This window comes from Wolbachia endosymbiont of Tuta absoluta (assembly GCF_059414725.1).
The window spans coordinates 1-22010 of the sequence record NZ_JBNRJY010000252.1 but is presented as its reverse complement, the minus strand read 5'-3'; the positions used below and the strand labels follow the sequence as shown (position 1 = coordinate 22010).

Annotated in this window: 23 protein-coding genes, 4 tRNA genes, 1 other RNA gene and 1 pseudogene; 6 read left to right on the top strand and 23 right to left on the bottom strand. The window is 34.5% G+C overall.

All coding sequences use genetic code 11. The features are described 5' to 3' along the window. Nucleotides 1-7: 7 nt before the first annotated feature. Both ACJ5GX_RS02890 and ACJ5GX_RS02885 read right to left on the bottom strand, forming a co-directional pair. Nucleotides 8-1420: an IS4-like element ISWosp2 family transposase gene (locus tag ACJ5GX_RS02890; RefSeq protein ID WP_214303148.1), complete on the bottom strand. Its 1413-nt coding sequence runs from the start codon at nt 1418-1420 to the stop codon at nt 8-10. Between the two features lie 47 nt (nt 1421-1467). Beyond that, nucleotides 1468-2112: an O-methyltransferase gene (locus ACJ5GX_RS02885; RefSeq protein ID WP_214303149.1), complete on the bottom strand. Its 645-nt coding sequence runs from the start codon at nt 2110-2112 to the stop codon at nt 1468-1470. Between the two features lie 251 nt (nt 2113-2363). Between ACJ5GX_RS02885 and ACJ5GX_RS02880 the strand changes: the two genes are divergently transcribed. Next, nucleotides 2364-2642, top strand: a complete 279-nt coding sequence (locus ACJ5GX_RS02880) for a DUF2671 domain-containing protein (RefSeq protein WP_007302334.1) — start codon at nt 2364-2366, stop codon at nt 2640-2642. Between the two features lie 28 nt (nt 2643-2670). Here the strand turns inward: ACJ5GX_RS02880 and ACJ5GX_RS02875 are convergent, their stop codons facing one another. The 3 genes from ACJ5GX_RS02875 to ssrS all read right to left on the bottom strand — a co-directional run bounded on the left by ACJ5GX_RS02875 (nt 2671) and on the right by ssrS (nt 4057). Next, nucleotides 2671-3402, bottom strand: a complete 732-nt coding sequence (locus tag ACJ5GX_RS02875; protein ID WP_012481954.1) for a thioredoxin domain-containing protein — start codon at nt 3400-3402, stop codon at nt 2671-2673. A gap of 14 nt (nt 3403-3416) precedes the next feature. Continuing rightward, a complete protein-coding gene (locus tag ACJ5GX_RS02870; protein WP_006013504.1) occupies nt 3417-3878 on the bottom strand; it encodes a type II toxin-antitoxin system RatA family toxin in 462 nt (153 codons plus the stop codon). Nucleotides 3879-3895: 17 nt separating this feature from the next. After that, a non-coding RNA gene (gene ssrS, locus ACJ5GX_RS02865) (6S RNA) lies at nt 3896-4057 on the bottom strand. 117 nt (nt 4058-4174) lie between these two features. Here ssrS and ACJ5GX_RS02860 point away from each other — a divergent pair. Then, entirely contained in the window at nt 4175-4759 is a 585-nt protein-coding gene (locus ACJ5GX_RS02860) for an MlaC/ttg2D family ABC transporter substrate-binding protein (protein ID WP_007302336.1), read from the top strand. After that, entirely contained in the window at nt 4756-6066 is a 1311-nt protein-coding gene (locus ACJ5GX_RS02855; RefSeq protein WP_052264851.1) for a bifunctional folylpolyglutamate synthase/dihydrofolate synthase, read from the top strand. The genes ACJ5GX_RS02860 and ACJ5GX_RS02855 overlap by 4 nt, the downstream gene beginning before the upstream one ends. 5 nt (nt 6067-6071) lie before the next feature. On the opposite strand, the gene ACJ5GX_RS02850 is transcribed toward ACJ5GX_RS02855, so the two are convergent. The 3 genes from ACJ5GX_RS02850 to ACJ5GX_RS02840 form a co-directional block, all read right to left on the bottom strand. Continuing rightward, nucleotides 6072-6458 (bottom strand): hypothetical protein, encoded by a 387-nt coding sequence (locus tag ACJ5GX_RS02850; RefSeq protein ID WP_007302338.1) that lies wholly within the window; start codon nt 6456-6458, stop codon nt 6072-6074. 351 nt (nt 6459-6809) lie between these two features. Continuing rightward, complete coding sequence (locus ACJ5GX_RS02845; RefSeq protein ID WP_495292684.1) at nt 6810-7283, bottom strand: hypothetical protein; 474 nt, start codon at nt 7281-7283, stop codon at nt 6810-6812. Nucleotides 7284-7342: 59 nt separating this feature from the next. Continuing rightward, a tRNA-Leu gene (locus tag ACJ5GX_RS02840) sits at nt 7343-7427 on the bottom strand. A 62-nt stretch (nt 7428-7489) separates the two neighbouring features. Between ACJ5GX_RS02840 and tldD the strand changes: the two genes are divergently transcribed. After that, on the top strand, nt 7490-8920 hold the full coding sequence (gene tldD / locus ACJ5GX_RS02835; protein ID WP_007302340.1) for a metalloprotease TldD: 1431 nt from the start codon (nt 7490-7492) through the stop codon (nt 8918-8920). 450 nt (nt 8921-9370) lie between these two features. Here tldD and ACJ5GX_RS02830 read toward each other — a convergent pair whose 3' ends face one another. The 7 genes from ACJ5GX_RS02830 to ACJ5GX_RS02800 form a co-directional block, all read right to left on the bottom strand. Next, entirely contained in the window at nt 9371-9529 is a 159-nt protein-coding gene (locus tag ACJ5GX_RS02830; RefSeq protein WP_019078626.1) for a hypothetical protein, read from the bottom strand. Nucleotides 9530-9895: 366 nt separating this feature from the next. Then, a complete protein-coding gene (gene petA, locus ACJ5GX_RS02825; protein WP_006014178.1) occupies nt 9896-10495 on the bottom strand; it encodes a ubiquinol-cytochrome c reductase iron-sulfur subunit in 600 nt (199 codons plus the stop codon). 94 nt (nt 10496-10589) lie between these two features. Further along, nucleotides 10590-13292 (bottom strand): DNA topoisomerase (ATP-hydrolyzing) subunit A, encoded by a 2703-nt coding sequence (gyrA, locus tag ACJ5GX_RS02820; RefSeq protein ID WP_007302341.1) that lies wholly within the window; start codon nt 13290-13292, stop codon nt 10590-10592. A 51-nt stretch (nt 13293-13343) separates the two neighbouring features. Next, nucleotides 13344-13416 (bottom strand) — tRNA-Val (locus tag ACJ5GX_RS02815). A gap of 64 nt (nt 13417-13480) precedes the next feature. Beyond that, on the bottom strand, nt 13481-14347 hold the full coding sequence (locus tag ACJ5GX_RS02810; RefSeq protein WP_052264969.1) for a tetratricopeptide repeat protein: 867 nt from the start codon (nt 14345-14347) through the stop codon (nt 13481-13483). Between the two features lie 68 nt (nt 14348-14415). Further along, nucleotides 14416-14814 carry a DUF1284 domain-containing protein gene (locus tag ACJ5GX_RS02805; RefSeq protein WP_007302343.1) on the bottom strand — a complete coding sequence of 133 codons (399 nt, stop codon included), beginning with the start codon at nt 14812-14814 and terminating at the stop codon, nt 14416-14418. Then, complete coding sequence (locus ACJ5GX_RS02800; protein WP_052264970.1) at nt 14811-15338, bottom strand: biotin transporter BioY; 528 nt, start codon at nt 15336-15338, stop codon at nt 14811-14813. The genes ACJ5GX_RS02805 and ACJ5GX_RS02800 overlap by 4 nt, the downstream gene beginning before the upstream one ends. 96 nt (nt 15339-15434) lie before the next feature. Between ACJ5GX_RS02800 and ACJ5GX_RS02795 the strand changes: the two genes are divergently transcribed. Further along, nucleotides 15435-16007 carry a nitroreductase family protein gene (locus ACJ5GX_RS02795; protein WP_052264977.1) on the top strand — a complete coding sequence of 191 codons (573 nt, stop codon included), beginning with the start codon at nt 15435-15437 and terminating at the stop codon, nt 16005-16007. On the opposite strand, the gene ACJ5GX_RS02790 is transcribed toward ACJ5GX_RS02795, so the two are convergent. Continuing rightward, nucleotides 15983-17182 (bottom strand): glycoside hydrolase family 5 protein, encoded by a 1200-nt coding sequence (locus ACJ5GX_RS02790; RefSeq protein ID WP_495292683.1) that lies wholly within the window; start codon nt 17180-17182, stop codon nt 15983-15985. The two genes, ACJ5GX_RS02795 and ACJ5GX_RS02790, sit on opposite strands and share 25 nt — an antisense overlap. An 18-nt stretch (nt 17183-17200) precedes the next feature. Here ACJ5GX_RS02790 and dapF point away from each other — a divergent pair, with 18 nt between their 5' ends. Beyond that, nucleotides 17201-17995: a diaminopimelate epimerase gene (gene dapF / locus ACJ5GX_RS02785; RefSeq protein ID WP_052264971.1), complete on the top strand. Its 795-nt coding sequence runs from the start codon at nt 17201-17203 to the stop codon at nt 17993-17995. Nucleotides 17996-18001: 6 nt separating this feature from the next. Here dapF and sucD read toward each other — a convergent pair whose 3' ends face one another. The 7 genes and pseudogenes from sucD to ACJ5GX_RS02750 all read right to left on the bottom strand — a co-directional run. Continuing rightward, nucleotides 18002-18883, bottom strand: a complete 882-nt coding sequence (sucD, locus tag ACJ5GX_RS02780) for a succinate--CoA ligase subunit alpha (protein ID WP_007302348.1) — start codon at nt 18881-18883, stop codon at nt 18002-18004. 3 nt (nt 18884-18886) lie between these two features. Continuing rightward, nucleotides 18887-20047, bottom strand: coding sequence for an ADP-forming succinate--CoA ligase subunit beta (sucC, locus tag ACJ5GX_RS02775; RefSeq protein WP_052264972.1), 1161 nt, complete (start codon nt 20045-20047; stop codon nt 18887-18889). Between the two features lie 30 nt (nt 20048-20077). Further along, a complete protein-coding gene (gene rpsU / locus ACJ5GX_RS02770) occupies nt 20078-20278 on the bottom strand; it encodes a 30S ribosomal protein S21 (protein WP_007302350.1) in 201 nt (66 codons plus the stop codon). Between the two features lie 198 nt (nt 20279-20476). After that, nucleotides 20477-20550 (bottom strand) — tRNA-Pro (locus ACJ5GX_RS02765). A gap of 122 nt (nt 20551-20672) precedes the next feature. Continuing rightward, complete coding sequence (locus ACJ5GX_RS02760) at nt 20673-21368, bottom strand: 16S rRNA (uracil(1498)-N(3))-methyltransferase (protein WP_007302351.1); 696 nt, start codon at nt 21366-21368, stop codon at nt 20673-20675. Between the two features lie 32 nt (nt 21369-21400). Continuing rightward, nucleotides 21401-21472: transfer RNA gene (locus ACJ5GX_RS02755), tRNA-Glu, on the bottom strand. Between the two features lie 60 nt (nt 21473-21532). Then, nucleotides 21533-22010, bottom strand: a pseudogene (locus tag ACJ5GX_RS02750) (ankryin); the annotation flags it as partial.

Here is a 22010-nt window from a genome sequence, read left to right as displayed (position 1 = left end):
CTTACTATTACCCACAAATATAAAGTTCGTGAGCAAGTCGCCATCCTTCTGCTAGATCAAAGAGACGTCTCCATCCTTTCCAAATAGTAATGGGGCCTGGTTCTAGATCATTTTTTCTAGCCAAATGTCCTCCAAGTTGAGCAATCCATGAAACAGCTTCTTTTATAGTAGGAGTTGCATTTGAACATGGTTTTCTATGTATTTTTACATATAGAACTTTCCATTCTTCTTCGGCTAATAAGGTAGTACACGGTAATGTTGGATCAGTTCTTGCAATTGTTGTAATAAAGAAAATTCTCCAAGCAATAATACTCATTACTGTTAAATATCGCATCAACCTTTCTGCTGTTCCAAGCCTACATTCTTCAACTTTGAGACCAGATTTTAAAATTTTATGTAATATTTCTATTTTCCATCTAAGACAATACCACCTAACTTTTTCAACAGCTTCATCAAAGGTATTGACTGGAAGATTTGTTAAAAGCATCCACTCTAGCGGATTTGTTTCAGAAGGAAAGTCTTTTTCAACAACGTAAACTGCATAGTGTGGTAATTTAAGTAATTCTTCTGTCTTATGCCTAATACTATTCTTAGATGGATGCATAATAAACTTTCCGAATCTAACTTCCAAATGTGCTGTTCTTTTTGGCTTATTATCTTTTGCAGGAACTTCAACTTTTACCGTACCTGCACAATGAGAGGATTTAATAAATTCCCATAACTTCTGCTCACCTTTTTCAGGATATCGAGATTTTCTATTTACTGCCCTATCTTTGGAAGCTCTAACTAACACTGCCGAATTAAGATTATATGCAAGCTCAAAAAACTCATATATATCTGCTTCTCTATCGCATATGGTTATAGTCTCAGTTTGAGTTGAATCAATAATGTTGTTTGTGTTGCTTAAAGTTTCTAACCATTTTATACTCTCTTTATCTTCAATGCGGATACTGTCATTGTTCTTTTTTTTTATGTTTTCAGATTCTTCAGGTCTTGAATAAATTTTTTGATCTAGTATCCCTAGTACCAAACCTTCTATACTAACAGCTAGAGCTGTATGCATTATAATACCTTGACTATGTTTTCTTGTAATAACTCCCAATCCACTTGTTTTTTCATGGTCTGTGTATGAAATATAACTTGTATCTTGGATCACAAAAATTTTTTTATGGGCTTTTGTTCTTTCAACTGTTTTAGCAACGTGTGAAGCTAGAATATCGCCTTCTTTCACGTTCTCATTTTGAAAAAAACGATATGCTGCTTTTGCTTCTGACCAACTTCCACACGCCTGATTGATTGAGCTTTCAGGTAAACTTGTAAAACTATCAGCAATATTTACTAATCGGTCAGTTAACCTTTTATCTCCAAGTACAGCATCTCCAAATTCATTTTCAGCCCATTCATTATTCCTGTTTGCCATTTTTTACCCTCAATGTTTGCAAACTTTAATGTTGTAATACTTTATTTTTATGTCCATTTATATTTGTGGGTAATAGTAAGAGTAGGAATCAATATGGAGAAATATTTTTTTTCATCTGACAATCTATCGTTAAACTCTCTCATAGCATGCCATGACTTTTCTGATACTTCTTTTGGAGGAGATTCTAAAAATACTGTATCAAATAATAGAGTGTTATCTGCAACGATTAGCCCATCTTGTTTAATGTATGACTCTGCCCAATCTAAATACTTAGGATAACTACTTTTGTCAGCATCGATGAATATCATGTCAAATGGTGCCTTTGCTGATAATTCATTAATTTTCTCCAGTGCATCACCTTCTATTAGAGTAATTTTATCACTTAGATTAAAAGCACTAAAATTTTTTTTTGCTATTCTTGAGTGTTGAGGATTATTTTCTATTGTATATATATGACCATCTTTCGGTAAAGCTTTTACCATACAAATTGACGAATAACCATATAAAGTGCCAATTTCAACTATGCTTTTAACTTTATGGATTTTGATAAATAAATTTAATAATTTTCCTTCTTCAGGAGTGATTTGAATACGTTGTTTCTTATCAAGAGTACAATGTTCTTCTATTTTTTTATACTCTTTTGCAAATAAGCTTCTTATGTACAACGATTTTCTGCTAAAGTTATGACGCATTAAGTTTTATAATATAAACTAAGGAGGTTTAATCTATATAAGATTTATAGATATAACAATAGAGTTAAGAATAATAAAAATTTTTATTTTAAGTTGTTATTTTATAAAGTAAAATTTTAAGTGACAAAGATTATTATATATTTTACTATGGTTAACTAGTATAATAACCAATTGTTATACTAGAATTAAGGGATCGTTTATTTTACATCTCTCTTAAAATGTAATTTTTATAATCAATTAGAGGGGGTTATATGTCTTATAACATTGCTAACGAAGTTGAAACGTTAAGCAAGAAATCTAATAATAATGAAGGAGTGAAATTACTGCACAATCCAGCTTATCGCGAGAAGTACAAAGAACGCTTTAACGAAGCTCAGAAAAAAGTTATGGATATGGTCCAATTTTATGATGGAACGATAGTATTAATAGAGAATAAAATTGCTATGTATTATTATGCTTGGCACAGTAAAAAAAGAGAGTTTGAGCGTAAAAAGCAACAAACAGTATCAAAAAATAATGATTCAGCATAGGGTTTTTATATGGTAAGCTACAGTGTTATTACTTCACTATAGCTTTTCCATATAACTCATCTATTACATTAGTGAAGTATTCCAGCTCTCTATACCCTTCATGTTTGATTTTACCATTCTCTACATATGATTTGTCATCGTTAATCTTGATGATGAATACAGGAGTAGCTGTGATATCAAGTTTATTAATTGCAAGTGATTTATCATTTATAATTTTGTCCATCATCTTTTTATCATTAATGCATTGGTTAAATACATCTTGCTTCAAATTGCTTAGTGCAGCAATTTTTTGTAGTATAGTTAAATCACTAAAATTAGAGTAGTTCCACGAGTCTATTGCATTAAACACAGCTTTGTTAAAATTAAAATAGTCTTCTTCTTTTTCATAGCAATAACTTAGCATTGCAGCTTTTAATCCTCTGTAATCTAGAGGAAAATGACGGAATATGTATAACATCTTACCTGTATCTATGTACTTTTCTTTGATTTTAGGAAAAACTTTCTTATGAAAAAGAGAACAGTGATAACAAGTGAGCGAAGCATATTCTATCATTAAAATTGGTGCTTTTGGATCACCTAATAATTTATCATCAGGCAGTAGTGACAGTAGTTCTTTTGATGTTATTTCATCAGTTTTTTGAGTGTTGGGTAAGTTTTGTTCAATAGCTGCATAAGAACTAACACTTATAAAAATAAGTAAGAACAATAATCTAAAAATCATTACAATGGAAATACTTAACTTATTAAAGAATTTATGCATTTATATAAATGATGTCAAGATAACTTTTTCTCGGCAACACTTTCTACTCTGTCTTTAAATGCAGCAATTATTTTACTTTGTGTGTATTTATAAACTGAGTTTAATAAGGCGGAAAACAAATTGGATTTAAATTCAAACTTTATATAGAACTCTACCATAGTTTTACTTTCATCTATAGGAGTGAATTTCCATTCGTTGTATAAATGTTTAAATATTCCATTTGACGACACAGCTTTTATCCAACTTTTATTTGCTCCATTTGGAGAAAGAAAGGTCACTTCTGATGTGTAACTTCCTTTAATGCCATGAAAAGCTGCAAGGAGGTCCACAATCATTTGGCTATCAGTTTTTTCTTTTATATAAACAGCTTTGCACCAAGGAACAAAATCAGGATACTTCTCAACGTCAATTACAACTTGAAATATCTCATGAGATGAACAGAAAAAAACACCTTGTTCTTTATATTGGTGTAACATAAACCTAAATAATGGAAAAGGGATCCATATCTACCGTCAGTCTTAGTAGATTCCTGAGACCTAAAGTTAAGGTGGGCATCACGTACTAATTTCAATGAAATTAACAGAGGCAATTCCCTTGATCAGAAATTATCGCTCGGGAAATTTAACTTAACTCATAACGCATAGCACAGACCCCTAAATTAATTATAGATTATTTATATAGAGTATGTCTATAGATATATTAAAACTAGCGATCATTATTTTGCCTTTGTTAAATTTTGCATTTTAAGTATCATAGCTAATAAATATATCTTATGAATCTTATTAAGTTCTTAACCATTTTTATTGTAATCTCCTCAAGTGCTTACGCGAATTGTATAGGGCACAAAACTTTTGTGCTTGCCATGAAGCAGCAAGTAGACAACACGTCTATGAAAGGGAATAGAAAAAATCTAGAACATGTACAAGAAGAACTTCTGAAAATTATTCAGAATAATGTTGACCTCAAAGGAATATCTCGATTTGTCATAGGGAAATATTGGAATTTATCTACTCAGAAAGAAAAAGAAGAGTTTCTAAAAGAATATGAAGTATATCTCGCGCGCTTGTGCGCTAAAATTTTGTATAAATACATAAATAATAGTGAAATGATCATAATGAGTACAAAAGCAGTTGACGATGAAACTTGTCTGATAGGAACAAGATTTTCTTATGGTGATGAGGAATTTACAAACATTGACTTTAAAGTGACTAAAAATGACAATTCTTTCTTAATAAACGATGTTGTAATGAGTGGGATAAGTATTGCTATTAATCAACGTTCTCAATTTAGTGAAAAAATCGACACGCACGGCATGGCAAGTGTAATAGATGAATTAAAACGTAACAATAATTTATGATATACATGCCTCATTGGCCTAAGCCGATTGGCAGTAGGCCAAAGGATTTTTCTCTTGATCGCATAAAAAGTTTTCTAAATAAACTGGGTAATCCCGAGAAAAAAATACCGCCAATAATTCACATAGCTGGCACTAATGGCAAAGGATCAACACTATCCTTTATAAGATATATAATGCAAGCAGCAGGGTATAAAGTTCATACGTACACTTCTCCACATTTAGTGAATTTTAATGAGAGAATAGTTGTTGCAGGCAATGATATCGATGATAGTGAATTACATAACTCACTGGAAGAATGCCGTATAGCAGTCGCAGAACAACCCATCACTCTATTTGAAGCCGCAACGACTGCAGCCTTCTTAGCTTTTTCTCGTCATAAAGCTGATATTACTTTAGTTGAAGTGGGTCTGGGTGGAAGGCTTGATGCAACAAATGTTATAGATAATCCGATTCTAACGATCATCACTTCCATTGCACTTGACCATACAGAATATCTTGGTCCTACCGTAGAAACCATAGCAGGTGAAAAGGCTGGAATAATGAAACCTAATGTTCCTTGCGTAATAGCACCACAAGAAAAATCTATAATGAACACGCTAGAACAACACGCAATAAACAAAAAATCTCCCTTATATAGAGGAGGATTTGAGTGGAATTGCGAAAAACAGAATAACAGGATGGTCTTTCAATCGACTATTCAATCAATAGAATTTTCTTTGCCATCTTTAAAAGGAGATCATCAAATAATCAATTCAGGAAACGCAATTGCAGCATGTAGCATTTTGAGTGGGAAGTATGGATTTAATATTGGAGAAGAGGACATTGCTTCAGGTTTACAGAGCACTTATTGGCCTGCGCGGCTAGAGTCTATAAAAGAAGGTAATTTAATTTCTTTATTACCAAAAGATTGGCAATTATTTCTAGATGGCGCGCACAACAATGATGGTGCCAGAGTGTTAGCTAAGTGGGTAAGAGACAATTTTGCTGAAGGTATCTATATGATCTTTGGTGTTACTCGTAACAGAAACGTCGCAGAGTTCTTAGAGCACTTAAAGCCATACATCAAACTACTATGCGCCGTTTGTGTTAAATCTGAACCTAAAGCAACAAGTACAGATTTAATTAGAGAAGGAGCTCATAATATAGGAATCAATGCTATCGAATGTGAATCAATCAGAGATGCTATATCAAATCACATACTAAAAGCTTCTATACAAAACGTCAAAACCATACTAATCTGTGGCTCGCTATTTTTAGCCAGAGATTTTAGTATGGAGAATAGCTATCAATTAATCCAAGAACAATAAATGCACTACACAACTTGCTCTCTTCCATGAGCGTGAACACTATCGGGATTTACAATGCTGCTTGGCTTTTCGGTTAATGCTCCTATAGGTACATTTTGTTCATCACCTCTTCCTTCAGTTTTTACAAGATTTACAACTTTTCTCTCGTAGATCTCACTTGCTAATTGTAATAATAAAGTACAACCTAGTACTATAGCAAATCCAATGAGTACTTTACTGTCTACGCAACTAGATTGGTACTGCAACACCAAACCTGCTATTAATAAAATAGGAGGAAGATAATTTGAAATTTGGGAAGTAAGAATTAGATATTTAAATGCTTTACTTTTGAACATTTCATCTATATAAATAGTACCTTCAAAAATAAACGTTAGTGCGGTTGTGTGTCCCACGCTGGCTCTCTAAAATTACTTTAGCTACAAATATTAAGAAATTTACTAAGTAAAAAAAGACAAAAGAACCCCCGTATAGCGAGTTTTAATAATTTAAATTGATAATGTACTAACAAGCGCGATTTGGCTGAATGTAGAAAAAATAAAAAAGACATGCAGCCGCTATAATTTTTATGTAATTTGCCAATAAATATTTGAGTTTTTTACTGAATTTTGCTGTTAAATCCGCGGAGATTAAAAACAAGGGTAAATACTCTTGCTATCATAGTAAGGGAGATGGCGTAATTTGTCAAGTTAAATAAGCTAAGTTATTAACATGTAATAATTAGGCAGCTATTGCAGATTGAATGTTCAAATGATCACTAACTTTGAGGTTTTGGTTTCATCTATTTGCGGCTGACTAATCATAGTTCGAATGAAATTGGTTGCCATAAAGGTACAACCTAGAATAAAAAAAGCAACGGAAATAAAGGGGATAATAGGAAATTCAAGAGGTAATATAGATGTAATTCCTCCTATTAAAAATGAAACGTTAGATGCAATGTCGAGGCAGATCTTCATTAATTTCTCTTGCCGAGAGGTATCGAGTTGCTTATTAATGCCACACTGCCTAAAATGATCAGTTAATGACCATATATTTAAAGCAAGCGAAAGTGCACTTAGTATAGTGCTGACAATAGTAAAATACAAGCTTAAGGAAGAAATATTTAGGGCTAATGCTGCTATGTACCCACTCAAAGAAGCAATAGATAGTGCAGTAACCAAGCGTTTTGAATAAGTTCTTATTTTCTTTCTGTAAACAAGCTTTTTTTCTTCATAACTCATAAACTTAGTAGTAAATACATTATATCATAGCATTAATTGACTCAAAAATCAATACAGAGTGCCCGGGAGAAGACTTGAACTTCCACAACTTGAAAAGTTACTAGCACCTGAAGCTAGCGCGTCTACCAATTCCGCCACCCGGGCTTTTTGTGATTTACTATGTTAAAATTAAATAATATACTTAAACAATTTTTAGCTCAAAGGTAATGCCAAATCTAGATCAAATATTTTTTGCTCAGAACAATGTTAATATTAATAATGTATATAAAATAGTCAACAACGCTTTGAGCAATAGTGATGGTGGTGAGCTATTTTTAGAGTTTTGCCAATCAGAATCCCTGATTTTTGATGATAATATATTAAAACATATGGATTTAAATATCAGAAGAGGATTTGGTCTCAGGTCTTTTTGTGAAGATAGTACGTCTTTTGTTTGCTCTTCTGAGATTAGCGAAAAAGAAATTAGTAAAGCTGCTTCTATGGTAAAAAGTTCAGCATCTTTAAGCAAAACAAATTCAGTAAACTTAAATGAGGAGGCAAAAAGCCTGTATTCAAAGATTAATCCCATAAATGAAATGGATCTGAGCTCAAAAATTAAACTACTCAATGAGATTAATGAGTATGTAAGGTCGAAGAATAACTGCGTGAAGCAGGTAAAAATAACTCTAAATGGAGAATGGCAAGTTGTACAAATAATAAAAGATGATCACAGGTTAAGCGATATCAGGCCTTTGGTACGTTTTAATGTACTAGTCATCGTAGAGAAAAATGGCCGAGCAGAGAGAGGTTCTGCAGGGCACGGTGGAAGAGACTCTTATAGTAAATTTGTTTCTGAGAAGAAGTGGAAAAAAGTTGCAAACCAAGCGTTAGAACAAGCGCTAGTAAATCTTGAGGCAATTCCAGCTCCGGCTGGAGAGATGACAGTTGTTTTAGGTTCAGGTTGGCCAGGAATATTATTGCATGAAGCTGTAGGTCATGGACTTGAAGGTGATTTTAACCGTAAAGGAATCTCGGCATTTTCAAATTCTATGGGTAAACAAGTGGCAGCCAGTAACATTACTGTAATTGATGATGGAACTCTACCTAATTTGCGTGGTTCTATTAGCATAGACGATGAGGGTACTTTACCTGGCTATAATGTGCTTATAGAAGATGGAATTCTAAAAGGATATATGCAAGATCATATGAACGCTAAACTTATGGGTGTAAATCCAACTGGTAATGGTAGAAGAGAAAGTTACAAAGAAGTTACTATGCCACGCATGACAAACACCTATATGTTGGCAGGAAAATATGCACCAGAAGAAATAATATCCAGTGTAAAAAGAGGCCTATATGCAGTAAATTTTGGTGGTGGACAAGTTGATATAACATCAGGAAAATTTGTTTTCTCATCTTCAGAAGCTTACCTAATAGAAAATGGTAAAATTACACAGCCAGTGAAAGGAGCAACACTAATTGGTGATGGGCCAACAGTGCTAAAAAAAGTATCAATGATTGGTAATGATCTAAAGTTAGATCCTGGTGTTGGTACGTGCTCAAAAGACGGGCAAAATGTGCCTGTTGGAGTTGGTCAGCCAACACTCAAGGTCGATGCAATAACTGTTGGTGGAACTGAATATGTAGATAAGGGCTAAGCGAACTCAGCTCATGCTGTACAATTGTACAAATATTGTAACCATTATTCAAGTAGCTCATATAGATGCAAAAACTACTTAACAAATCTCTCTGCCTTCCTTGCCATAACGTGTATAACAATCTCACAAAAAATAATATCATAGAATTCAATAGGTGGTCTTTAAAAAATCCTTAAGGAAAGTAAAATCTGTTTAAATAGGCCGATATAGATGGTTTTACGATATAATAAAATTATTATAAACAAGAACTTATAAACTCTAGCAAATGAATTTGTGAGTTTAGTGGTGTTAGGAATACCTGGCTCTTTTATGTGGATTGACATTCTCAATAACCTGCTCTAGAGATAGATTATATAATTTTGACAAGGTTCTTGGCATGTGATATTTTTCTCGAATATAGGTAATGGCATAAATGACTTTATATCTATATCCAGCTCTAGGGGAAGATCTTCAATGTTTACGTCCATCCCTGACAAAGGATATTCTATGTCCATGTGCAGCTTTGGGGGATAGTTCTACTTTGAAGATTTCTTTCACTTTTACTATTGCGACTCCCAATTCCACTGAAATCACTCTTTCCCTTAATTCATATTGATATGGTGACTCCATTTATTCCCTCACTTTCAGCTTTTTCTTGCTTTACCATATCTCTTCCCCTCTTGTCTCTATCTTTATGTATTAAGCTATATAACTCAAAATCTTGATAAAATGCAGAAAAGTTTTTTTAATTTCAGCTCCATCCTCGAAGAGTTAGAAAATAACTTTAAGCAAGTTAGTCAGAATTTTTCTGACGCAAAGGAACAAGTTTTAAATTTAGCTGTCAACTCTGAAAATTTGGCAGGCAAGTTTCTTAATTATCACCCGAATATGTGCATAGTATAAAATTAGCTTGATAGACTTCAAGAGCTTTGCCTATGAAGTCAGTGTGCTTCTTGAAATGCAATATACTTTTATTACTTTAATTATGAAAATCCGTTAAGCCTTCTTGCCAATTACTACAATATTTTCACTTGGAAAAAAGTAGTCAGGTATAGCCATGTTCTTTGGTGCAGGACCGCCAATTACTCGGCCTGATGTGTCATAATATGAACCGTGACAAGGGCAGAACCAACCGTTGCCGTCTTTTGTAGCGTGATCAACTGGTACACATCCAAGATGGGTGCATATTCCAATCATAATTAACCATTCATCTTTTCCTTTGTATACTCTTTTTTCATCTGATTCAGGATCTCTCAAATTTTCTGCATTTATGGCTCTTGCAGCCTCAATCTCTTGTTTTGTGCGCTTGCGGATAAATACTGGCTTACCTTGCCATTTTACCTTTTTTCCTTGTCCTTCTTGAATATCAGATAGATTAACTTCAACCGTAGACATCGCTAAAACCTCAGCAGAAGGATTCATAGACTTAACCAATGGCCAAAGACCGCTTGCAGCTCCTATACCTGCCATGGCACACGTAGTTAATGTGATAAAATCTCTTCTACTCTTATTTTTGGCAAAATCTTTAACAAGAGATGTTTTTTTATTCTTCTCATTCGTCAATGATTTTTTATTTTTAGTTAACTTCTTATCCATCAATCTCTACTTGAACATAGACACATATTTTAATTTAAATATTATAGATTAATCAATAGAAATTTGCACTATTTGTTTAACCTTTGCTATACAGTTAAGAAGAAACAGAGTTGTCAATTTCGGAAATACTATCTTCAGTGGAATCGGGATCCTCAATTTTCGCTACTGACACCACCTTTTCTCTACTCTCTGTTTTAAACAGAGTGACTCCTTGAGTGCTACGTCCTGCAATTCTGATATCATTTACTGAAATACGAATTAACTTTCCTTTATCTGTAATAAGCATGATATTATCACCCTGTTCAACTGGAAAGCTAGCAACAACATTACCGTTTCTGTCGGTAGTCAGGATATTTGTAATACCAACACCACCTCTATTTGTTACCCTATACTCGTACGCAGAAGTTCTTTTACCAAAGCCATTTTCAGTAATAGTTAATATGAACTCCTCATTCATTGCAAGTTTTAAGAACAGTTTGTTATCTATTCCTAAATCATTCAAAGTCTTTTCCAATTTAGAATCAATGAAGTTATTAATTGCAGTCCCCAGTCTTTTTGCAAGTGGAACTTTTAAGTAAAGTTCTTTTGTTTCTGTTGCTACACCTATCCCATTTAATATGGTCATAGATATCACGCTGTCATTCTTTGCAAGTTTGATACCTCTTACGCCATCTGAATTGCGACTTTTAAATTGACGCACATCACTTACAACAAATCTGATGCTTTTTCCAAGTGTTGTTGAAAGTAGAACATGATCAATTTCGCTACATACTTTAACTGATATTAACCTATCCCCTTCGTCGAGCTTTATTGCTATTTTTCCATTGCTTGGAATATAGTGAAAATCTGCTAAGGAGTTACGCCTTATGTTCCCATGAGCAGTAACAAAAACTATATTTTGATTTTCGTCATTCTCACTTGGAAGCGGCATGATGTTAGTTATAGTTTCACCATCGCTAAGCGGGAATATATTAACAAGCGCTCTTCCACGTGCAGTTGGCTCTGCAAGAGGCAGTTTATAAACCTTTAATCTGTAAACTCGACCAGTATTAGAAAAGAATAAAAGGCTAGTATGAGTATTTCCAACAAATAATTTTGTGATTACGTCCTCCTCTTTTAACCCCTGTCCTAGCTTTCCTTTTCCACCACGATGCTGGGTTCTATAGTGAGAGAGCTTCACACGTTTGATGTAACCATTCATAGTTACGGTCACTACCATATCTTCTTGTGGAATTAGATCTTCAGCTTCAATGTCCGTATCTGATTCCTCTATTGAAGTTTTTCGCGGCACAGCAAATCTGTTCTTTATTTCTTGTAGATTGTTTTTTATTTCTTTCATCAACTTCTCTCCTGAGCCAAGAAAAGCGATATATTCTTTTATCAGGTTGATCATTGAACTTAGCTCAGCTTCTAATTTGTCTTTTTCAAGGCCTGTTAAACGTTGCAATTTCATGTCAAGAATAGCTTTCGTTTGCAGCTCAGTTAATCTATACACTCCGTCTTTCAAAAAGCTCATGCTGTCTGAGATTAATCCAATAATTGTGTTTATCTCAGCTGAAGTTTTCCATTCTTTATTTAAAAGTTCTCTACTTGCTTCCGCAGGATCTTTTGCACCACGGATGATTTTTATCACTTCACCTATGCTCAAGACCGCAATGTAGAGCCCTATATATATATGAGCTTTTTCCCTCGTTTTTCTTAGACGAAATTCTGTTCTCCTGATTAATACTTCTTTTCTAAAATCAACAAAAGCAGCTATGATTTCTTTTAATGACATCAAAGCAGGCCTGTTATTGTTGAGGACTAGAGTGTTAACACTAAAACTACTTCTTAGTGGAGTTAGTCCTAATATTTGATTAAGTATAAAACTTGCTTCAGCATTTCTTCTGAGGTCAATTACTACCCTAATACCAGACTTATCAGACTCATCCCTAATTTCTGTTATGCCATCAATTCTTTTTTCTTTTACAAGCTCACCTATCTTCTCAATTAATTTTACTTTATTTACCTGGTAAGGTATTTCATTAATCACTATTGCTTGCCTATCTTGTGGCAGGTCTTCTATGTGAGTCTTGCCTTGCACAACAATTGAGCCACGACCAGTTGCAAATGCTGATCTTATTCCAGACCTTCCAAGAATCATTCCCCCAGTTGGGAAATCCGGCCCTGGCATCACTTCAAGTAACTCATCCAAAGTAACTTCAGGATTATCTATATATAACATACAAGCATCTATTATTTCTCCAAGGTTGTGAGAAGGAATATTGGTTGCCATACCAACTGCAACACCGCTTGCACCATTTACCAATAGATTCGGAAATTCTGCAGGCAGTACAACAGGCTCTGTTTCATTTCCATCATAGTTTGGCCTAAAATCAACTGTATCTTCGTCAATATCATTTAGTAAAAAATGCGACACTCTGTGGAGCCTTGCTTCTGTATATCGCATTGAAGCTGGCGGATCTCCATCTATCGAACCAAAGTTACCTTGCCCATCAATCAGTGGTAAAAGAAGAGAAAAATCTTGAGCCATCCTGACCAAGGAGTCATAGATAGCCATGTCACCATGTGGGTGATATTTTCCCATTACATCCCCGACTATACGAGCTGCTTTTTTATACGGTTTACCGGCATCGAACCCAGCCCTCGACATTGCGTATAATATGCGCCTATGAACAGGTTTAAATCCATCTCGCACATCAGGTATAGCTCGACTTATGATCACACTCATTGCGTAGGAGAGATAAGAATCCTCTAGCTCTTTCACTATTGAAACTGGTACTATGTTGTCTTGCATTTTCTATACTTTGATTGAAATAATTGTAATATTAATATTCAACTAGGCTAATGGGCAATGACAGACTTGAACTGCCGACCTCCTCGGTGTAAACGAGATGCTCTACCAGCTGAGCTAATTGCCCCTCTAGATATAATTCTATAGTTCAATGTTGTTGTTGTAAACAAAAATAGCGATACAAGCAACTCTTATGGAATCGCTGAGTGCGCACTATGGAGTTGTATAAATTTTAGCCTTGCTGCTACCTTGTATAAAGGTATTCTTTCACTTGCATTTTTTGACATGTTCAACAACTTTGAATAACATGCTGTGGCATTTTTAAAATCTGAGAGCTTATCTAGAATAACAGCTAAATTATAGGTATAAAAAATATTGTTTTGATCTAAAGAAATTGCTGCTTTCATATATTCTTTAGCTTTTATGTAATCCCCTTTTTTCATATAGATCAAACCTAAATTTGCTGATAAAGGGGCGCTATTTCTGAGTGTATCATACAATTTCAACATTTCACTCAATGCTAAATTAGGATCATATTGTGAAATTATCGTCAGAAAATTCTTTAATACATAAGGGTTGCTAGGATATTCTTTTAACAGTCTTGTGTAAATCTCTACAGCTTTTTTAAATTCTTTGTTAGCGTAATAGATATTCCCTAGTCCAATTAAAGCACTTTCATGATAAGGAAATTTTGCGATAATCTGATTGAGGAGAGAAGTAGCTGTTTCACTATCTCCTAACTCAAAGGAATCTTTTGCTTTTTTTAAAATAGAGTATATGTCAAAATTCTTGCCAGAATTCTGCGAAATTTTGATATTAAATTTGTCACTTTTTCTCTCGATAACATCAAGATCTTTATATTTTTTATCAGCTTTTATATGCTTGACAACACTATCAAAGACCTTCTGTATCTCCAAATTTTCACTAGCATAGGTAACAGAAGACCTCCATAAAATCACAACGCAAATTAACATGCAGACAAACATAGATCCTAGTGTTGTGGCATTGGCTGCAGCGCGTAACCAGTAAATCTTATTTCTTTGAACTATATGCAACACATTACAAATTCATAAATGCTACATTACTTATCTAATATAATAATAAAGATATTATTAATTGGCAGATACTATTTAGAATGAGTTAAAAGAGCACTTCTACACATTCCATATGGTTGCCAATTACACTCCTCACATGCGTAGTCAAATTTCTCTAAAGACATTTTCTTTCTAATTCTTTTTACTGCTTCATTCCAGGTTAAAATCTCTCCTATTTTCATTCCTAAAATTTCCATATGCCTTCTATCTAGCTCTAAAACTTTAGCTTGTGTGGTACATTTACCTTGTTTAGTCTGGTTTGGGCAAACACTGCAAATAGTGTCAAGATTATCAACTACTTCGATTTTAGTATTAGGATCATTAATTACTTTACTTGCTATCTTTTTGTAATTTTCTACAAAACCCTGAGAATACCCATATCCTTGAAATGCAAGAGTGCACATGAAATGATGAGGACGAAATTTTATCATTTTTTCAAATATTGCAAAGCTGCTACAAGTAGAAAAATTTTTACCAAACCAGGAAGGATAAATGGTAAAACACCTACCATTATTGCTCGTTCCAGACCAAAGTAAACAGAAAGCCAACTAACACCACAAATAAAGATTACAGCTGTACCGGCCAGACAACTTAAAGAATTACACACAAATGATTTATATTTAGAGTTCAGTAATTCATTTACTTTGTTCATTACCATAACAGCAGCTAAACAGCCAATTAAATATCCACCTGTTGGTCCAAGAAAAATGTGATAACCACTAGAAAAATTCGCAAAAACAGGAAATCCTGCTGCACCAAGTGATAGATATGTAAGCACAGAATAGAATGCTGTTCTGCGGTTAAATTTAAGCCCAACAAGTATTAATCCTAAAGTTTGCAATGTGATAGGCACAGGCTGCAATGGTATGCTTATTTGAGCCATCAAGAATAAAAGTAAAACACAAGACAATATTTCAGCCAGTGTTGACCTACTGCTTGATTGTGTTATAAACATATCTTCCCAATAAAAATAACTTACTAAATGTAATATATGTGTATAAGAGGTTTTGCAATTTAAATTTTGCTTATATTGCGCTACAATGAATTATTTATGCACTATTTAAAAATGATGAGTAAACAAGATCTATTATCGTTGATGAAAGAAAGACACAGCGGACGTTCATACGATCCTACAAGAGCAATATTTCAGAAAGAAATGGATATTTTAATAGAAGCTGTAAGGCTAACACCCTCGTGTTTTGGTGATGAACCTTGGCGATATGTGATATGCAACAAACAGAACAATCAAAGCGCATGGAAAAAATTGCTCGGTTGCCTTGATGAATCTAATCAAAAGTGGGCAAAAGATGCACAAATACTAATTATATCTCTAAGCGCTAAGAACTTCCGTAAACAAGGTAAAGGAGAAAATCTTTGGGCTAAACATGATACTGGTGCAGCAAATTATGCACTTATGCTGCAGGCTGCAGCTATGAACTTAATGGCTCATCAAATGGGTGGATTTGATAGAGATAAAATAGTTAAGAGATTCAATATACCTGATGATTTTAATGTAATGTCAGTGATAGCAGTTGGTTACGAAAAAGAGGGTGCTGAAGTCAAAGAAAAACAAAGAAGATCAATAAAAGAAATATTCTTTTATGACGAATGGCCAGCGAGCTGACTTGACCATTCTTCTCTTAATATCTTAAAAATTGAATTATTTGGCAAATAATTTTTTTTCATCCTACCCTCTTCAATTGCTTGCCAGTCTTTCCATGAAAGCTTCTCGTTTCCAAGTTCATAGTCCATACCATCCCATATATCTTCTCGAAAGCCATAAACAGCAAAATGCCAATTATATTCATTAAAAATAGAAGTAAGATCTCGAAAATAGTGCTCTAATCCTTTTGAGCAGCGGTGCCCGCCAAACTCTCCAGCAAGGATCTTATAATCTGGTATATTATACCTCTTTTGGAAAATTTTTACAGGTTCTATATATGATTTTAACTTATCTTTATTCCAATACTCTACTTTTTTTGCATCAAAAGATTGAACATGTCCAGGGTAGGCGAAGTTACCTTGGTTTAATTTTAAGTTTGTATAAGCAAAGGGCTCATATATATGAAATGAATAAAGAACATTTTTATCACTAACTGGTTCAAATTTGTTAAAAGTATTAGAGTCAGCATAACTGCTGCTATCAAGTATTATTGGGGTCTCTGAGTCAACTTGGCGGATACTGTTTACCACGCTGCTATAAAAGCCAAATAGATTCTTCTGAACTTTGCTTTGTTCTACTTTATAAATAGCCGAGTCTGCAGTATTATAAAGCCTTTCTGGATGTGGTTCATTTAAGATATTATATCCAACAATAGCAGGATGATCTTTAAGCTCTTTCGCAAGATCTTGCCAAAATTTTGCTGCTTGTTTTTGAAAAGCTTGATCTGACCATAAACGTAAATCATCTTTATCGTTATTATTTTGCTTCCATCTAGATCCAGGTAAGCTAAGCATCGTTAACACTACTGGTATTTTTTGTTGATGAAAAGCATCTAAAACATCTTTCAGAACTTTCAGGTCTTTGGAAATCAGGCCCGGATAATTGTCTGCATTGCCTAAGAGGAAGTCACGTTGCGTAGTTTCAAATTTGTCAGGAGCAAGACGAATAAAACCAATTTTGTATTCCTTTGCTGCTTTGATTAAGTCACTATCAACTTTTCTATTGAAAACATTTGCTCCCTTTCTGACTCCAGTTTGCCAAAAGAGCATTTTGCTGTTCTCCGGTATTGACTTAGCACTCACATTACAGAAAACTATAGAATACAAAACAGCTGTAATTAGAAGAAAAATTTTCACTTATATAATTTTGCTATAATGGTAAGTAACCTAACAGACAAGATCCCGTTTGTAAAGATGCATGGTACTGGCAATAGTTTTGTTATCATAGACTCACGTTCAGCAAATAATTTAGACTGGAATTATAGACAAATTGCTGATCAAGGCAGTTGTGATCAAGTGATAATTATAACAATGTCTAATGCTGCAAACTGCTTTATGCATATCTACAATGCTGACGGTAGTCGAGCTGAAATGTGTGGAAACGCAGCACGCTGTGTTGGATATTTGATAATGTTAGAAAAAGGTACTGAATATATCACTATTGAGCTGATAAATAATCGTATCTTAGAATGTTTTAAAGTAGGTGATAAATCAATAAGGGTCAATATGGGTAAACCACTGCTTAAATGGAATGAAATTCCTCTTTCTTGTGAATGCGATCCCCTTTATCTACCTATAGAGCTTGAAATGCTGAAAGAGCCAGTTGCAGTAAATATTGGTAACCCTCATATAGTTTTTTTTGTTGATAACATAAGCGAAATACCATTGCAGAATTTAGGACCAAAGCTAGAAAATCACGAATTATTTCCTCAGAAAACAAATGTTAGTATTGCACAAATAGAAAAATCTGGAGAAATAAACTTAAGAGTTTGGGAAAGAGGAACAGGTATTACTGCTTCATGTGGTAGTGCGGCTTGTGCAGCATTTGTTGCATCTATACTTCGTAAGTGTTTGGCTACTAAACAAACTTCAGTACATTTACCAGGAGGTCATTTACTGATTGAGTGGTCAAAAAATATACTGATGACTGGGGATATAGGGTTTTTATGACCTAGGCTAGGCACTGACACTCATTACTTCTAACACCTTTTTACCAATCACAGCAGGGGTTTCTGCAATCGCAATCCCAGCACTGCGCATAACCTCTAACTTTGCACCAGCACTTCCACCGCTGGAAGAGATGATTGCTCCAGCGTGTCCCATACGTCTTCCTGGAGGTGCCGTTTGGCCTGCTACAAAACCAACGATTGGCTTTTTAGTTTTTTCTGTTTTCACAAAATGTGATACATCTTCTTCTTCGTTTCCACCTATTTCACCAATAACTACAATACCATGAGTATCGTCATCTTTTAAAAAGAGCTCCATACAGTCAACAAATGTCATACCATGAACTGGATCCCCCCCAATTCCGATACACGTGGATTGACCAAGACCAACAGCAGTTGTTTGTGCTACCGCTTCATAAGTTAAAGTTCCAGAGCGAGACATAATTCCTATATGTCCACGTTTGTGAATATGTCCTGGCATAATTCCTATTTTGCATTCTTCAGGTGTAATAACCCCTGGACAGTTTGGGCCAATCAATCGACTGTTTGAACCAGCGAGAGCATGCTTTACCTTTACCATGTCAAGTATAGGAATGCCCTCTGTAATACAAATTATCAATTCTATTTTTGCATCTATTGCTTCAAGTATTGCAGCAGCAGCAAATTTAGCAGGTACATATATAACTGTAGCATTTGCACAGGTTTTTTCTTTGGCTTCTGCTACAGTATTAAAAACCGGTAAATTAAGGTGAGTGCTACCACCCTTTCCAGGAGTTACACCTCCCACCATTTTCGTTCCGTAATCAATTGCTTGCTCTGAATGAAATGTGCCTTGTGCACCAGTAAAACCCTGGCATATTAATCTTGTATCTTTGTTTACTAAAACGGACATGCTTTATTTTACCTCTTTTACTATCTTTTGCGCAGCATCACCCAGTTCATCTGCAGCAATAATATTTAATCCTGACTCTTCTAAGATTTTTTTTCCTTCTTCAAAATTAGTACCTGATAATCTAACCACTAGAGGAACTTTAATGCTCATTTCTTTTGCAGCCGCAACAATTCCACTTGCGATAATATCGCAACGCATTATACCACCAAATATGTTAACCAGAATTCCTTTTACGTTGCTATCAGACAATATGATTTTAAATGCTTCAGTTACAGTTTCTTTACTCGCTCCACCACCAACATCCAAAAAGTTAGCAGGCTCTGCTCCATAGTACTTTATTATATCCATTGTTGCCATAGCAAGACCTGCACCGTTCACCATGCAACCAATATTGCCATCCATTTTTATATAACTGAGACCATGCTTTGAAGCTTCTATTTCTTCTTTGACTTCTTCATCGTAATCACGTAGGCTCACGATTTCTGAATGACGGTATAGAGCATTGTCATCAAAATTAATTTTAGCATCAAGTGCAATAAAACCTCCAGCATTCGTTTCAACTAGTGGATTAATTTCTATCTGGCTCGCATCAGTTGTAATAAACGCATCATACATATTTTTTGCAATATTCGTTACCTTTCCTATTTGTTCTGAACTCAGATTAAAGCTATTGCAAAGCTTATTGTTATCAAGACTTGTAAAACCAGTAGCAGGGTCAATATCAAACTTCACAATTTTTGTAGGAGAATTTTTTGCCACTTCTTCGATATCCATTCCACCTTCTGAAGAAAATATAAATACTAGCCTGCTAAGCTTTGGATCGACTACTAGACTCAAATAGTACTCTTTCTTAATGCTTGAGCCTTCTTCAATGTACACTTTTCTTACTTGCTGCCCGCTTGGCCCTGTTTGATGAGTAACTAAAGTCATACCAATCATGTCCTCTACAAACTGTTGAGCTTCTTCAACTGACTTTGCTAGCTTTACGCCACCGGCTTTACCCCTACCACCTGCATGAATTTGAGCTTTAACCACAAACACATCAGATTTTAGTTGATTTATTTGAGTTTCTACTCCTTCTGCAGATGTAGCAACAAAACCCTTTGGTACCGGGACATTAAACTTGTGTAAAATTTCCTTTGCTTGATATTCATGAATATTCATAAGATAACTAATTATTAACCTTAGTAAAAACTACCAACCATAACGCTGTCTTCTGCATTCTTGCTGATACCTCTTTTTCCTTGCTTCAGCTTTTTTTTTAGCTGTTTTCTCTGATTTCTTTTCGTGATATTTTTTTTTCATTTTGAGCCCTCTTCCTTCCTTTTGAATTATTTTTCTCAACACTGGAAGAGCTCTATCTACATCACCATAATGGACTGATACTTCAATCAAACTCTATACCTCCTTCGGTAATCACTTCAAAATCCATTTATAAATTAGAAAATTAACATTGTCAATTATTTTATAAACTTGAGCGATAGAATATGATATGCAGTGATTTATATGAAAAAAGCTTCATTCTGCTGTCAATCATTTACTTGCTGATAAAAATTGCTCTTAGGTTACAGTGCTCTTGTAATTTTTCTAATCTCGGGGCGGAGAGATTTGAACTCCCGACCCTTTGGTCCCAAACCAAATGCGCTACCAGGCTGCGCTACGCCCCGACTTCTTTACTAAGAGTATCGATAGTTCGGAAAAATGCAAGTTTCATTTATTTCTTTTAGGAAAAATATAATGCAGATTTCTTTATATAGAGTGTCAAGTTGCACTAGCCATATTAAAAAATCTAGCTATACCAATTGGTGAAGGTTAATGCAGCAACTACAGCAGTATCAACTCTCAAAATTCTTTTTCCTAGACTCAGTTTCTGACAAAATTTATTGGCAGAATCAAGTTCGCAAGATGAAAAACCACCTTCGGGGCCAACAATAATAGCAACGTTTTTCTTGCCTTTTAGAACTTTATTAGGAGGTTGTCCTTCACCTGTTTCATCACACAAAACAAAATTTTTATTCTGGGAATCGGATAATTCACAAAAATTAATAGGAAGAAAAATCTGTGGTATACTTGTCCTACCGGATTGTTCCGCAGCTTCAATTGCCTGTAATTTCGCTCTACTTAGGTTAATGTTTTTTACTACTGTACGTTCTGTTGAAATAAATTGAATGCAGGTTACTCCCATTTCAGTTGCTTGTCTTACTATGTTGCTTAAGGCGCCGCTTTTTACCAGAGCACAATACAAATATAGATTTTTTTCATGTTGTTGTTGTTTAGTGCGTTCTTTTATTATAATTTTTGTCGATTTACTTGATATATTCACTACTTCTCCTAACCATTCTCCATCCTTTCCATTAAAAAGATAGATGTTATCATGCTTCTTAAGCCGCATTACATTGTAAATATAGTGACTTTGTCGTGGATGAAGCGCCAAACTTACATTTTGTGATAAAGCTTCTTCAACATAAAGCCTAATTTTTTTCATTCAAAACTTTAGTTATTTGCATTCTGTTTGAGTGACTCTTACGGGATTTGAACCCGTGTTACCACCGTGAAAGGGTGGTGTCCTAACCACTAGACGAAAGAGTCGACTTGAATCTAACTGAGTTATATCGATTATACATATAAAGTCAATTCAATTATTTTGAATCACACAGTTAGAGTAGTGATTTTATATCGACAGCCTCCTATTACCCCATGTTCAATGCTTACTGAACCTATCTCAGATTTAGGAGCTTTAGATCCTAATTCTAATTTTTGTTCAACTTTTGTATCTGAATCATAGCCAGAATCGTATCCAGAATCTCTACGCTCAAAATTTTGCCTTATTTCTTTTACGTTAAAGCCAGCCTTGGTCTTGATTTGCTGACTCGCTGGCTTATTAGCACTTTGCTCATTTAGTTTTACTTGCAAATTATTCACTTTATCCTTCACTAATCCATGATAAGTCCCAGAATTATCTTTTATATGTTTTGCTTGTCTTTCTGATCTCTTTTTCGATAAATCTACTTTAGCATAAATAGGCTCTGGTTGCTCTTTATGATTTAAGCTAGTGGGCTTTTTTTGCTCTGAGAAATCATCTACATCTTCATAAATAGGTTCTCCTGATATACTAGAATAACCACTA

Bases quoted from the DNA above. Each gene is read 5' to 3' on its own strand.
- ACJ5GX_RS02855 (WP_052264851.1), top strand. From the start codon at position 4,756: ATGATATACATGCCTCATTGGCCTAAGCCGATTGGCAGTAGGCCAAAG.
- ACJ5GX_RS02760 (WP_007302351.1), bottom strand. From the start codon at position 21,368: ATGAAAAAAATTAGGCTTTATGTTGAAGAAGCTTTATCACAAAATGTA.
- petA (WP_006014178.1), bottom strand. From the start codon at position 10,495: ATGGATAAGAAGTTAACTAAAAATAAAAAATCATTGACGAATGAGAAG.
- ACJ5GX_RS02885 (WP_214303149.1), bottom strand. From the start codon at position 2,112: ATGCGTCATAACTTTAGCAGAAAATCGTTGTACATAAGAAGCTTATTT.
- ACJ5GX_RS02795 (WP_052264977.1), top strand. From the start codon at position 15,435: ATGCACTATTTAAAAATGATGAGTAAACAAGATCTATTATCGTTGATG.
- gyrA (WP_007302341.1), bottom strand. From the start codon at position 13,292: ATGCAAGACAACATAGTACCAGTTTCAATAGTGAAAGAGCTAGAGGAT.
- ACJ5GX_RS02805 (WP_007302343.1), bottom strand. From the start codon at position 14,814: ATGATAAAATTTCGTCCTCATCATTTCATGTGCACTCTTGCATTTCAA.
- ACJ5GX_RS02890 (WP_214303148.1), bottom strand. From the start codon at position 1,420: ATGGCAAACAGGAATAATGAATGGGCTGAAAATGAATTTGGAGATGCT.
- ACJ5GX_RS02875 (WP_012481954.1), bottom strand. From the start codon at position 3,402: ATGCATAAATTCTTTAATAAGTTAAGTATTTCCATTGTAATGATTTTT.
- sucD (WP_007302348.1), bottom strand. From the start codon at position 18,883: ATGTCCGTTTTAGTAAACAAAGATACAAGATTAATATGCCAGGGTTTT.
- ACJ5GX_RS02870 (WP_006013504.1), bottom strand. From the start codon at position 3,878: ATGTTACACCAATATAAAGAACAAGGTGTTTTTTTCTGTTCATCTCAT.
- ACJ5GX_RS02800 (WP_052264970.1), bottom strand. From the start codon at position 15,338: ATGTTTATAACACAATCAAGCAGTAGGTCAACACTGGCTGAAATATTG.
- dapF (WP_052264971.1), top strand. From the start codon at position 17,201: ATGGTAAGTAACCTAACAGACAAGATCCCGTTTGTAAAGATGCATGGT.
- tldD (WP_007302340.1), top strand. From the start codon at position 7,490: ATGCCAAATCTAGATCAAATATTTTTTGCTCAGAACAATGTTAATATT.
- ACJ5GX_RS02845 (WP_495292684.1), bottom strand. From the start codon at position 7,283: ATGAGTTATGAAGAAAAAAAGCTTGTTTACAGAAAGAAAATAAGAACT.
- ACJ5GX_RS02860 (WP_007302336.1), top strand. From the start codon at position 4,175: ATGAATCTTATTAAGTTCTTAACCATTTTTATTGTAATCTCCTCAAGT.
- ACJ5GX_RS02830 (WP_019078626.1), bottom strand. From the start codon at position 9,529: ATGGAGTCACCATATCAATATGAATTAAGGGAAAGAGTGATTTCAGTG.
- ACJ5GX_RS02880 (WP_007302334.1), top strand. From the start codon at position 2,364: ATGTCTTATAACATTGCTAACGAAGTTGAAACGTTAAGCAAGAAATCT.
- sucC (WP_052264972.1), bottom strand. From the start codon at position 20,047: ATGAATATTCATGAATATCAAGCAAAGGAAATTTTACACAAGTTTAAT.